A 12,553-nucleotide genomic window follows, 5' to 3' on the forward strand; every position below is an offset into this window, starting at 1 on the left:
CAGAGAAAAGGGTAACGGCACCAGATGAACATCAACGCGATCATCCCGTACGTCTATTATTCGCTCCCGTGGGCCTTCATCATCGGCCTGTCGATCGCGGCCGTCGTGGGGATCGGCATCGGGCTGGTGTGGCCGCGCTTCCTGGTTTATCCCTACCTGGCGATCTATTTCTGCATGAACTCCACCAGCTACGGGAACATGGCGATCTTCGCCACCCGCAGCATCTACAGCCGCGGCTCCGGCGTGCTCCTGTTCGGCCTGCTGCTGTGGTACGTGCTGGGGGCCTGGGCCTGTGCCCGCGTGGCCGCCAGCTTCCAGCGCTATCCGACCCCGGCCTGCAACCTGCGGCCCTGGTTCTGGGCCTGGCTGGCGCTGCTGGCCGGGCACCTCGCGGTCGGCCTGATGAACGACGTCGGCGTGGCCGAGGCGCTTACCCCGCAGGGCTTCTCCAACATCGTCTGGATGGCGCCGCTGATCTCGCTGATGCTGCTGTCTTTCCGCACCCGCGAGCACGTGCTCGAGCTCACCCATTTCATCCTGATCGTCGGCCTGTGCCGCTCGCTGTTCGGGCTGGCGCGCTGGGCCGCCTTCGGGGGCGACCCGAACAATGTGTATGCCAACCTGAACGCCATCAAGATCCGCCTGACCTTCTTCGACATCAACGACAGCCTGGTGTGCACCGTCGCCTTCGCGATCGCCGCCGTCCACCTGTTCCAGACGGTCAAGGTCGACCGTCCCAGATTCTGGCGCGCCATCGAATGGATGACCCTGTGCTCGACCGCGCTGTGCATCCTGCTGTCCTACCGCCGCAGCGCCTGGATCGGCTTCATGCTGGCCTTCCTGGTGATCATGATGCGCTTCCCGCTCAAGCGCCGCATGCAGCTCATGACGGCCGGGGTGCCGGTGGTCGGGGCCGCGCTTGCCTACGTCGCGGTGCAGCGCCTGTCCCAGACCAAGGGGGCGGGTAGTGGCCTGTCGAGCCTGGTCTACGACATGCAGTCGCGCCGCTTCGGCCCCGAGAGCGAACGGGTGCTGGAGCTGAAGTTCGCGCTGGCCGACTTCCTGGCCAATCCCCTGACCGGCATCGGTTCCTGGGGGCGCTACACCGGCTACCAGTACATCTCGTGGCAGCAGAATCCCGACGGCGGCCTGTTCCTGCACAGCGGCGCACTGCATGTCGCGCTCAAGAGCGGCCTGCTCGGCACCTTCCTGCTGTTCGGCACCATCGTGACCTTCGTGCTGTTCGCGCGGCGCACGCTCAAGACCCTGCCGCCCGAACTGCTCGGCCTGGCGACGGCCGGCGTGGCCGGGATCGCCTTCATGATTCCCGACTTCCTGATCGGCACGCCGTTCCCGCAGGTACGCACGACCCAGATGCTGGCGATCTGCCTGGCCCTGCCTTACGTGGCGGCGGCGGTGGCGAAGGCGGCCCCGGCAACGAAGCCGGCGCTCAAGCCCTTCATGCCGCCGCGTCCTCACCTGGTGCACGCCTGATGAACCTGCGCCTCGCCCGCAATGCCTGGTCGAACCTGCTCGGCGCCGCGATTCCCGCCCTGGTCATGCTCGGCACCGTGCCGCTGGTCGTCAAGGGGCTGGGCGACGCCAGCTATGGCGTGTACTCGCTGGTCACGGCCATCGTCGGCTATTTCGCCGTCATCGACATCAACGTCACCGCCGGTTCGGTCAAGTACATCGCCGAGCACAATGCCCGCAAGGATGACGAGCGCATCTTCGAAACCATCTCCTTCGGCCTGGCGACCTATGCCGGCATCGGCGTGCTGGGCGCGCTCGGCCTGTTCTTCGGCGCCGCCTGGTTCGCAGGCGGCGTGTTCGAGGTGCCGCAGGCACTGGTGGCGGAAGCCACCGCGACCTTGCGGCTGGCGGCGCTCGGCTTCCTGGCGGGCCAGCTGCAGAGCTACCTGAACAGCGTGCCGCAGTCGCTGATGCGCTACGACATCTCGGCGCGCCTCGAAATGGTGTTCGGCACCCTGGTGCCCCTTGGCACCGTCGGCGTGCTGCTGCTCGGCTACGGCCTGTTCGAAGTGATCCTGCTACGGGTGTTCGCCTCGAGCGTCCATTGCTGCATCCTGTGGGGCGCGATCCGGCGCCTGCTGCCCGGCATGCGCTGGCGCTGGCCGGGCCGGGGCTTTCGCAACGCGCTGCTCGGCTTTTCGGCCTATTCCTTCCTGTCGCGTTTCGCCACGCTGTCGTATGCCCATGCCGACAAGCTGATCATCGGCGCCCTGGTCGGCGTGACCGGCCTGGCCTATTTCACGGTGGCGGCCACGCTTGCCAACCGCGTGCTGAGCCTGACCTTCCGCCTGTCCGGGGTGTTCTTCCCGGCCGCCAGCGCGCTGGCGGCGGCGGGCGAACTGGCGCGCCTGGACCGCGTCTACCTGAAGGCCACGCGCTACGTGGTCTACCTGAACGCCGCGATCCTGGTGCTGGTGGCGGTGTTCGCCCACCAGATCCTCGGCTACTGGATGAACGACGCCTTTGCCCGCAACGGCGCCACGGTACTGGCCGTGATGGCGCTGTCGCAGTTCGTCGACTCGCTCACCAGCCTGCCTTCGCTGGTCAACGACGGCATGGGCCATCCGCGCGTGTCCGGCCTGTTCGCGGTCACCCGCGCCATCGCCGGGCTGGGCATCGTCTGGATCGGGGTGGCGGGCTGGGGCATCGACGGCGCGGCCTGGGGCCACCTGGCCGCTTCGCTGGTGTTCACCAGCGCCTTCCTGCTGTACGTGCACGGCCGCACGGTGCCGACCACGCTCGGCAGGCTGCTGGGCCAGGGCTATGCGCCCGGCCTGGCCGGGGTGGCGCTGGTGGCGATCGCCGCCACCACGGCCGAGCAGTTGTTCGACCGCGGCGCCTGGGACTTCGTGTTCATCCTGGGCGTCACGGTGCTGCTGCTGGGCGTGCACGGCGCGCTGTTCGTGGTCGAGCGCGACGATCGCCTGCTGGCCTGGTCGCGCCTGAAGGCCGGCCGGGCGCGCTCGCAGGCGGCCGGCTGAGGGTGGCGGCGCGCGGTGCGCAATCTCTGCAACATGATACGAAAGGATGTGGTCGAAGCGTGATGGGAAAACCAAGCCTGTGGAGAGTGACATGCGCATTTTGATGGTGTCGGAAGATCTACCGGGCGACAAGGTCGGCGGCCTCGGCAAGCACGTGGTGACGCTCGCCAACCGCTTGCTGGCCGAAGGCCATGACGTCGAGATCCTGGGCCGCAACGACCGCGGCATCGAGCGTTGCGCCGAGCAGATCGGCTTCAGGGGCCATTTCCGCCCCGGGTTCGATCTTGCCCGCCCCGGCTGGAAAGAGCTGCAGCTGGGCGTGTTCAACCCCCTCAAGCGGCCCTTCTTCGCACGCAAGATCGCGACGGCGATCAACGAGCACGCGCCGGGCTTCGACGTGGTGCACTACCACGGCCACGTGCCGATGGTCGGGCTGCACGTGGAGGAGGGCATCAACTACGTGCAGACCCGCCACGACCAGGGCAGCGAGTGCCTGACCCACCTGCGCTTTCGCGACGAGGCCGTGTGCGACAACCTGGTGCCGGGCGACTGCTCGGCCTGTATTGCGCGCAAGGACAAGCCTGCCGGGGCGATGCGCAAGACCGTGACCGCGATCGCCGTCAACGGCTACCGCAGCCAGGTCGCGCGCGCCTTCGCGCGCCACAAGACGGTGTTCGTGTCCGATTTCCTGCGCCGCCAGTTCCTGCGCGCCGTTCCGGATGCCGACCTGTCGCGCTGCCGCGTGATCCACAACTTCGTCGACTATCCGCGCCTGCTGGCGGTGGCGCGCCGGGCGCCGGCGCCGACCCCGGGCGAGGTGGTGCTGGTCGGCCGGGTCGACGCCGGCAAGGGCTTCGGCGAGTTCCTGGCCGCCAGCCAGGGCCGCCTGCCGCCCCATGCGCAGTTGCGGGTCGCCGGCGATGGCCCGCTGCTGGCCACGCTGCAGGCGCGCTACAGCAGTCCCCAGGTGGGTTTCCTGGGCTGGCAGGACTACGATGCCGCACTGGCGCTGAGCGCACGCGCCCACCTGTGCGTGGTGCCCTCGGTGTGCGAGGAAGCCTGCAGCACCACCGTGCTCGAGGCGCTGGCCCTGGGTCGCCAGTGCGTGGCGATGGCGCGCGGCGGCACGCCCGAGCTGGCCGCCTACCAGCAATACGACGGCCAGTTGCAACTGGCCGACACGATGGACGAGCTGGTCGAGCGCGTGCGCGCCCAGCTCGCCGAACCACCGCGCCAGCTTGCGCCGCCGCTTTCCTTCGGCGCCGACGCCGGGCGCCTACTACCTCGCTTACTGGAGTTGTATGCAGAGCAAACCAACCTTCTCGATCGTTACGTGCACCTGGAACAGCGCCGCCACGCTGGCTGATACCCTGGCCTCGGTCCAGTCGCAGACCTGCCAGGACTACGAACACATCTTCGTGGACGGCGGCTCCACCGACGGCACCCTGGACATGATCGCCGCCTACCTGAGCGACAGGCCCGGCAACAAGCGGGTGCTGCGCGACGTCGGCGGCGGCATCAGCCGCGCCATGAACCAGGGCATCGAAGCGGCCCGCGGCGAATACATCGCCCACCTGCACTCGGACGACTATTACAACGGTCCGGACGTGCTGGCCACCGTCAAGCGCACGTTCGAGCAGGCCAAGGCGGCCGGGCGCCCGGTCGACTGGGTGTACGGCAATATCCAGATCCTGAAGGACGGCAAGATGGTGCCCCCGTATGCGATGCCCGCCTTTTCCTACCGCTCTTTCGTGGCCGGGCGCAGTTCGATCCCGCACCCGGCGGTGTTCGTGCGCAAGGCAGCCTTCGAACGCGTCGGCAGCTTCGACGAACAGCTCAAGTACGCGATGGACATCGACCTCTGGCTACGGCTGGGGGCGGTGTCGCCGCCGGCCATGATCGACCAGCCGCTGACCGTGTTCCGCGACCACGCCGGCAGCGTGTCTTCGGCCAACCGGATCAAGGCGCGCCAGGAAGAATTCAAGGTGCGCCGGCGCCACATGGACAAGGCGCCGCTGGCCTTCGGTATCTACTGCCTGCGCTACCTGAAGCGCCAACGCGCGCTGCAGGCCGAAGCACGTGCCCTGGCGGTCCAGTGAAACGGTAGCAAACTGACAGCTTTGCGTTTTTGTCTTTGCAGGCAATTTATGATCGTTAAAAGCCTGCAAATATTGTTCGGTTAACGTTGAATTTTTATCGTGGGATTTCTGCAAAGCAAGTAAAAAATCTGTGATTTCTTTGGGGAATTTGCCTGTATTCAACTTGCTTTGGGTTAGCATAAACCCTGTCGAGTAAGCTGCCAGCAAGCGCAGAACACGTTCTCAAGCCCGCCGGTACAGTCGGTGCGGCGCATCGATTTCAAGATTTTTCTCGGAGCACCCACATGCAATTTCAACGGAAGAGCCTGGTCCTGGCCGCTGCTTTCGCCTCGCTGTTCGCGAGCGTTAACGCGCGCGCCGACTGGGTCCAGTCGACCGATCCCCTGGTCGTGCAGGCCAAGCCTGAAATGAACCAGGTGCAGGCCCAGAACCCGCCCGGCTTCACCTGGGCCCGCCATGCGAGCGGCCCGGCCAGTTACGAACTCGAGATCACCCCGGTCGGCGGCACGCCGACCAAGGTGGTGGTCGAGCGTAACTGGTACCTGCCGACCAAGGCGCTGGCCATGGGCAACTACACCTGGCGCGTGCGTCCGGTGGGCAGCAATGACTGGTCGACGCCGCGTACTTTCTCGATCACCAGCCGCTCGAACGTATTCGAAGTGCCGGACAACGCCACCCTGCGCAAGCGCATCCTGTCGAAAGCGCGCCCGCGCTCGCTCCCGTCGTCGGTGACGCCGTTCTCGACCTGGAACTACGCCAAGCGCACCACGCTGGAGCCTTACCTGAGCCGCCTCGGCAACGAGGTCAAGGCCCAGATCGCCGCCGTGCCGTCCCTGTCGGACACGCGCTGGACGATCGTCATCAGCTCGCCGCTGACCGCCGCCATGGCGGCCCAGCAGACCGACGTGCGCCAGCGCATCAACGAGGCCACCCGCCAGATGGAAGCGGCGGCGCTGATGTGGCGCATGAAGGGCGAGAGCATCTACCTGAACGAAGCCCTGCGCCGCGGCGACGAACTGGCCGCGCTCAACCCGTCCGGCCCGACCAGCTACGTCAACCAGGACCAGGCCACCCGCCAGATCGCCTGGGGCCTGGCCAAGACCATCGACCTGCTGGCCGGCTCACTCGACGCGACCCGCAAGGCGCGCTGGCTGGGGTCGATCAAGGTCCGCACCACCGAAATCTACAAGAACCTGGCGGGCGACAACGGCCGCCTCGACCAGTATCCGTTCGACTCGCACGGCAACACCAGCCTGGTGTTCATGGTGCTGATCTCGACCCTGACCCTGGGCGACATCCCGGAAGCCCAGACCTGGTTCGATTTCTCGTTCCGCGCCTACGCGCTGAGCCCGAACCCGTGGGGCGGCCCGGAAGGCGGCTACGCCAACGGCACCGCCTACGCCGAATATGCGGCCGGCTACCTGCTGGCCCTGTGGGACCCGCTGACCCATGCCAGCGGCGTGAACTTCTTCGGCAAGCCCTGGACCCTCGGCTTCCTCGACTTCGCGATGGAATTCACGCCGCCGGGCGCGCGCGTGCATGCCTTCGGCGACGCCTCGGAGACCAAGCCGGATGCGCGCGTGTTCCGCGCCTTCGCCTCGCGCATGTGGTCGCCGCGCGCCTCCTGGTACGTGAAGAACACCACCGGCATGGAAGATGCGATGTCGCTGCTGCAGGCCGAGTACCCGCTGCCGGTCAGCTATACCACCTACCGCGAAGCGCCGCAGAACTCGGCCTTCTATCCGACCGTCGGCTGGGTCGCGATGCACAGCGATCTTGCTTCGTCCTCGCGCATCTCGACCTTCTTCAAGTCCAGCCCCTACGGTTCGTTCAACCACAGCCACGGCGACCAGAACGGCCTGCTGCTGTCGAGCGCCGGCCAGCCGCTGCTGGTCAAGGCCGGCTGGTACGACTGGTACGGTTCGCCGTACTGGACCGACTGGTACCACCAGACCCGTTCGCAGAACGCGATCACCTTCGACGGCGGCAAGGGCCAGATGGTGAACGGCTACCGCGAGCAGCTGCAGCGCAACGGCAGGATCACGGCCTTCACCGCCCAGCCGAGCTATGACTACGCGGAAGGCGACGCCACGCCCGCGTACGGTGGCCAGTTGACCATGGCCAAGCGCCAGGTCTGGCACCTGCGCAACGCCGGCAATGCGATCCTGGTGCGCGATCGCCTGTCCAGCACCGTGGCCCGCACCTACGAGTGGAACATGCACACCCCGGTCATCATGGCGGTCGAGAACGCCCAGAACGTCAAGGTGTCGGCCGGCACCGAGACCCTGTGCGTGCGCTCGCTGAACGCGAACGCCAGCTTCGCCAAGTGGATCGGTCCGGGCGCCAAGACCAACGTGGTCGAGGACCATGGCGCCTTCTACCTGAAGGCGAACGCCAACACGACCGCCGAGTACCTGGTGCTGCTCGACGTCGGCTGCAAGAAGCCGAGCGTGAACATCTCCACCTCGGGCTCGGTGCGTACCGTCACCGTGGGCGGCCAGTCGGTAACCATCAACTGAGCCGCAGTACACTGAACCGGACGCTGTCCATCCTGCGCGCCGTGCTAGACTCGGCGCGCAGCACAAGTCCCCCCGCGGCAGGCGCTGCGGGGGGATTTTTCTTTTGCGGAGCCGACCGGGGAGGGCGATGAAACAGGTGTTCCTGATCTGTGCGCATAAAGACATGGACCAGCTCAATGCGCTGGTCGAGGCCTTGTGCGACCCCGATTTCACCGTCTACGTCCACCTCGACCGCAAGAGCGCGCTCGACCCCGCAGCGCTGCATCCGGCCGCGCGCCGGGTCGCGCCGCGCATCGAGGTGCGCTGGGGCGGCTTTTCGCAGGTGCAGGCCACCCTGGTGGCGCTACGCCAGATCCTGCGCGAGCAGCCGGACTTCGACAAAGTCATCTTCCTGTCGGCCCAGGACTTCCCGCTGTTGCCCAATGCCCTGCTCAAGCGCGAGCTGGCGCGCCTGCAGGATCGCGAGCTGATGGAAACGACGCCGATCGGGCCCGGCGGCTGGAACGTGGGCTTCCGCTACCAGTTCTTTTACCGGGAAGGCGGCGGGCGTGTGGAGCGCCTGGCCTGCGCGCTGGCCAATCGCCTGCTGCGCCTGGGCGGCCGGCGCCGCGGCATGCCGGACGGCTTCGTGCCTCACGGCGGCGCCTCGTGGTGGGCGCTGTCGCGCGACTGCCTGGCCGAAGTGCTGCGCCTGCTTGATGCCCACCCGCGCCTGATGCGTTTCATGCGCACCGTGCAGTGCCCGGACGAGATGCTGTTCCAGACCCTGGTGATGGGCTCGCGCTTCGCCGACCGGGTACTGTCGGACAACTACCGCTACGTCCAGTGGCCGGAGCAGGGCGCGCGCAACCCCAAGGTCCTGGACGCCGGCGACTTCGAGCGCATCCGCGCCTCGAACGCCCATTTTTGCCGCAAGCTCGACAGCCAGGCCAGCGCCGGACTGCTGCCACGCTTGGTGCAGTGGAAGGAAAGCCGGGCCGCCTGAGGGCAATCCGGCCCGGGCATCGTCGGTGTCGCGGCGCGACACCGACAAGGCAAGGACAAGGGCAAGCTCATATCAAGCCTGTACAAGCACAAAAGAATGAGCGAGGACGTCCAGAGATCACGGATGGACATCACCGAACAGCTGCAGCTATTAAGGCAGGGGTAGGGAAGATCCCGGTAGAAGTTGCAGGGCAGTGAATCAATTGCAGTCCAATTGGAAGAACAATGGCGTTTCTAAGGTTTTTCGTAGTTCCACCAGGAACCGAAGCCAAACTTACTGAAGATGGGTGGTTCTTTACTTCCACGTCCTCAATTCCTGAGCTTATTGTGGAGAAAGTTGTCAATTACTTCGGCACTCCATTTGTTGAGGAGTTTTTAGGAATAAAAAAGTTTGAGGATAAACATACTCAAATAAATGTTATATACGGCATTGCCGGTTTTGCCAGCGAGATTTCTGTACGTACTGATTTAGGTAAGGCCGCAATCGAAGATTTTCGGTTGCGTTTGGGGGATACAATACAATTCGTTGATCCGGCAGCAAACGACACACCGCCCGTATAGATATTCGAGCCCTACTGGATCCGGTGGCCTGGGACCCGTCGGTTCGGAGCGCGGCAGCAATGGCTCGCTTTACGATTCCAGGCGCTGCGCATAGCCCACCAAACGGAGTGAAGCCAGTCAGGTGTACAGGGCGCGCTCCTGCGTCGCTTGTCGCCGCGCTTCGCCGTCAGTCAGACGGAATCTACCCAACCCAACCCCAGCGGCCATGTCAGGCCATTAATAAACAGGCAGAGAAACACTTGTCGCGCGCGCGTGCGCGAGCCAAAATCTCGTCCAGGGAAACAATAAATTGGAAGATAGGCATGCCATCAATTATTTTAGGTTGGATCAGCATATTATTTGGAATTGGTCTCGGGGGGGCTGGTATTCAGAGCTTTTTATGATAGGGTGGTCGAGGTGTCTACACGTTCAGCAGCGACTACCTTTTACTCAATAGAGAAAATGCCGGATGCCTTTTATACATTTGTCGCAATTTATGCCATTGGCGCGCTCCTTTGTTTGTGGGCGGGGATCTATTTAATTCGTTCTCGCCGAAAAAAGTAATCGTGGCGCTGGCAAGCTCAGCTTTACCCGCAGTTCGGGGAAGTTTTACGTCAACGAAACGACAAACGCTCCCCGACGATGGACCAAGCTGCTGAGCGAGCCGGCCTGCCCGAGCGCTGGGCCGACACCAGCGCCAACCCTCTCTCACTCATGAATCTGCTGGTGAAAGCAAGCGATTCCTCCCGCGCGCCGTGCCGATCGCTTCGGCACTCGCCGCTCGATGTATCACGCAAACGTGTTCCAGTGCACATTGGCATGTCATTCCTGAAACGTGCGTGCTCCCTGCCGCGCTAGAATCGTCGGGTCTGCCCCATCGATACTGGCCTCATGCGCAAACCCCTGTCCATTGCCTTCATCGTCCGAGATCCCTTGCCGCCGTTGCGCGCCGATGTGGCGACCCTGTTCGGCGACGAAATGCCGCGCTACGGGGTGAATACCGAGCTGGTGGGCCAGTCCGGAGGGGAAGCCACGGCGCCATGGCCGGCCGGCGGCATGCACACGGTGGGCAGCCTGAAGTCGCGCTTTGCCAGCGTGCTGTCGCCGCTGTGGGACCTGCGCGGCCTGCTGCAGGCCCGGCGCACCCAGCGGCCCGACTGCATCCAGGTGCGCGACAAGATCGCCTCCGGCCTGCTCGGGCGCCTCGCCGCCGCCTTGCTGGGCGTGCCCTTCATCTACTGGATGTCCTTCCCGATCGTCGAAGGCTTCGAGGTGCGGCGCGACGAGATCGGCAGCCGCGGCAAGGGCCTCAAATGGTTTGCGCATGCCGTGCGTGCGGCGGCCTCGCGCTTCGTGATCTACCGCCTGGTGCTGCCGGGCGCCCGCCACATCTTCGTGCAGAGCGAGGCCATGGCCGACTGGCTGGCCGGGCAGGGCTTCGCGCGCGCGCGCATGACGGCGGTGCCGATGGGCGTCGACGCCACCCTGTTCGACCGCAAGGCGGTCGCGCCCAGCGAGGATCCGCGCCTGTCGGGTCGCCGCGTGGTGCTCTACCTGGGCCGCATCGCCCAGTCGCGCCGCTCCGACTTCCTGCTCGAGGTGGCCGAGGAACTGAAAAAGGACGTCCCCGACCTGCTCCTGGTGATCGCCGGCGACGCCGCCTCCAGCGACGAAATGGACTGGATGCGCGCCGAGATCGCGCGCCGCGGCGTCCAGGATCACGTGCTGTTGACCGGCTGGCTGCCCCAGCGCGCCGCGCTCGGCTATGCGCTGCGGGCCGAGGTGGGGCTGTCGCCGATTCCGCGCGGCACCCTGTTCGACGTGTCCTCGCCCACCAAGCTGGTCGAGTACCTGGCGCTGGGCATCCCCAGCGTCGCCAACGATATCCCGGACCAGCAACTGGTCATCGACCAGAGCCGGGCGGGATTGTGCGCGCCGATGCAGGCGCGGCCGTTCGCGGCCGCGGTGCGGCGTTTGCTGGACGACAAGGCGCTTGCCGCCGAGTTCGCGAAACGTGGTCCAGCGTACGTAAGCAGCCACCGGACCTATGCTATTCTGGGTCGAATAGTTGCAGAAACGTACACAAAAATCCTCCCGCATGGGCGCTGAAAAAGCAACACACGCGTTCACGAGGCGCGATATTGTGCGCTTCCTGGAGTAAACACTGTTGTACCATCCAAAACTATTTCTATTTTGCAAACTGACGTCCACGCGCACTGAGCGTCCCCCGAAGGAAAGGCATATGGCATGAACCAGGCATCGGCACCGGCAGCGCCAGCGACGACGCACGTGTCGCCACGGGTGCTCATGCTGGGAACCGAGCCTGGGGGACGCGGCGGCGTCGCCACCGTGGTATCGCTGCTGCGCCAGAACGGCCTGTTCGAGCGCGAAGGCGTGCGCTACGTGGCCACCCATGCCGAAGGCTCGCGCATGGCCAGGATCGGCGCCGCCCTCAAGGGCCTGGCGCGTACGCTCGCCTGCCTGGCGCGCCGCCCGGATGTCGTACACGCCCATGCGGCCTCGAAGGGCAGTTTCGTGCGCAAGTCGGTATTGCTGGCGCTGTCGCGCGCCAGCGGCGCCAGCACCGTATTCCACCTGCACGGCGCCTGCTTCGACGCCTTCATCGAAGGCTCCAGCCCGCTGATGCAGCGCTGGATCCGCCATACGCTGGAGAGCAGTTCGGTCGTGATCGCGTTGTCCAGCCGCTGGTCCGCCTACCTGCAGGGCTTTGCGCCGCGCGCCCGGATCGTGGTGATTCCGAATTCGGTGCCGCTGCCGCCCGCGGGCGCGGATCGCGCCGAGCCGGGCCGCATCCTGTTCCTGGGCCAGGTCGAAGCGCGCAAGGGCATCTATGAGCTGGTCGAAGCGCTGGCCCTGCTCAAGGAGCGCTTCCCGCAGGCGCGGCTGGCGATCGGCGGCCAGGGCGAGCTCGAGGAGGTGCGGCGTCGCGCGCGCGCGCTGGGCGTGCTCGATCGGGTGGAAGAGCTGGGCTGGGTCACCGCCCAGCGCAAGCAGGACGAGCTGGCGCGCGCCGCCATGTTCTGCCTGCCCTCGCACGCCGAGGGTTTGCCGATGGCGCTGCTGGAAGCGATGGCGGCCGGCAAGGCGGTCGTGAGCACCGGCGTCGGCGGCATCCCGGATGCGCTGCGCGACGGCGACAACGGCCTGATGGTCGAGCCGGGCAAGGTGGAGGCGCTGGCGGCGGCGCTCGGCGCCCTCATGGGCGACGACCGGGAGCGCCGGCGTCTGGGCGCCCGCGCCCGCGCCACCATCGCATCGGAATTCGAGTCCGGCGTCGTGATCGGACAGATTTCGGCGGTCTATCGAGAACTGCGAAGAACCGGGAAGAACCGGGCGGCAGGCGAGCACTAACAATATTGTGACCAGGTTGCAAAAC

Annotated in this window: 10 protein-coding genes; all 10 read left to right on the forward strand. The window is 65.8% G+C overall.

What is annotated here, in order from left to right; genetic code table 11:
- Positions 1-30 precede the first annotated feature (30 nt).
- The 10 genes from IM543_08160 to IM543_08205 all read left to right on the forward strand — a co-directional run bounded on the left by IM543_08160 (position 31) and on the right by IM543_08205 (position 12,528).
- Entirely contained in the window at positions 31-1,494 is a 1,464-nt protein-coding gene (locus IM543_08160; GenBank protein QOY96581.1) for an O-antigen ligase family protein, read from the forward strand.
- Positions 1,494-3,014: an oligosaccharide flippase family protein gene (locus tag IM543_08165; protein QOY95794.1), complete on the forward strand. Its 1,521-nt coding sequence runs from the start codon at positions 1,494-1,496 to the stop codon at positions 3,012-3,014. Before IM543_08160 ends, IM543_08165 begins: the two co-directional genes overlap by 1 nt.
- 91 nt (positions 3,015-3,105) lie before the next feature.
- Complete coding sequence (locus tag IM543_08170) at positions 3,106-4,380, forward strand: glycosyltransferase family 4 protein (protein QOY95795.1); 1,275 nt, start codon at positions 3,106-3,108, stop codon at positions 4,378-4,380.
- A complete protein-coding gene (locus tag IM543_08175) occupies positions 4,316-5,113 on the forward strand; it encodes a glycosyltransferase (protein ID QOY95796.1) in 798 nt (265 codons plus the stop codon). Before IM543_08170 ends, IM543_08175 begins: the two co-directional genes overlap by 65 nt.
- A gap of 284 nt (positions 5,114-5,397) precedes the next feature.
- Positions 5,398-7,632, forward strand: a complete 2,235-nt coding sequence (locus IM543_08180; protein QOY95797.1) for a DUF4962 domain-containing protein — start codon at positions 5,398-5,400, stop codon at positions 7,630-7,632.
- Between the two features lie 127 nt (positions 7,633-7,759).
- Positions 7,760-8,617, forward strand: a complete 858-nt coding sequence (locus tag IM543_08185) for a hypothetical protein (protein ID QOY95798.1) — start codon at positions 7,760-7,762, stop codon at positions 8,615-8,617.
- Complete coding sequence (locus tag IM543_08190) at positions 8,539-8,814, forward strand: ParB N-terminal domain-containing protein (GenBank protein QOY95799.1); 276 nt, start codon at positions 8,539-8,541, stop codon at positions 8,812-8,814. Before IM543_08185 ends, IM543_08190 begins: the two co-directional genes overlap by 79 nt.
- 27 nt (positions 8,815-8,841) lie before the next feature.
- On the forward strand, positions 8,842-9,177 hold the full coding sequence (locus IM543_08195; GenBank protein QOY95800.1) for a hypothetical protein: 336 nt from the start codon (positions 8,842-8,844) through the stop codon (positions 9,175-9,177).
- An 870-nt stretch (positions 9,178-10,047) separates the two neighbouring features.
- Positions 10,048-11,265 carry a glycosyltransferase gene (locus tag IM543_08200; protein QOY95801.1) on the forward strand — a complete coding sequence of 406 codons (1,218 nt, stop codon included), beginning with the start codon at positions 10,048-10,050 and terminating at the stop codon, positions 11,263-11,265.
- Positions 11,266-11,463: 198 nt separating this feature from the next.
- A complete protein-coding gene (locus tag IM543_08205) occupies positions 11,464-12,528 on the forward strand; it encodes a glycosyltransferase (GenBank protein ID QOY96582.1) in 1,065 nt (354 codons plus the stop codon).
- Positions 12,529-12,553 lie beyond the last annotated feature (25 nt).

It is taken from the genome of Massilia sp. UMI-21, from assembly GCA_015277795.1.
In the GTDB taxonomy this organism is placed as follows: domain Bacteria; phylum Pseudomonadota; class Gammaproteobacteria; order Burkholderiales; family Burkholderiaceae_D; genus Telluria.

Bases quoted from the DNA above. Each gene is read 5' to 3' on its own strand.
- IM543_08185 (QOY95798.1), top strand. From the start codon at position 7,760: ATGAAACAGGTGTTCCTGATCTGTGCGCATAAAGACATGGACCAGCTC.
- IM543_08175 (QOY95796.1), top strand. From the start codon at position 4,316: ATGCAGAGCAAACCAACCTTCTCGATCGTTACGTGCACCTGGAACAGC.
- IM543_08170 (QOY95795.1), top strand. From the start codon at position 3,106: ATGCGCATTTTGATGGTGTCGGAAGATCTACCGGGCGACAAGGTCGGC.
- IM543_08205 (QOY96582.1), top strand. From the start codon at position 11,464: ATGCTGGGAACCGAGCCTGGGGGACGCGGCGGCGTCGCCACCGTGGTA.
- IM543_08180 (QOY95797.1), top strand. From the start codon at position 5,398: ATGCAATTTCAACGGAAGAGCCTGGTCCTGGCCGCTGCTTTCGCCTCG.
- IM543_08165 (QOY95794.1), top strand. From the start codon at position 1,494: ATGAACCTGCGCCTCGCCCGCAATGCCTGGTCGAACCTGCTCGGCGCC.
- IM543_08195 (QOY95800.1), top strand. From the start codon at position 8,842: ATGGCGTTTCTAAGGTTTTTCGTAGTTCCACCAGGAACCGAAGCCAAA.
- IM543_08200 (QOY95801.1), top strand. From the start codon at position 10,048: ATGCGCAAACCCCTGTCCATTGCCTTCATCGTCCGAGATCCCTTGCCG.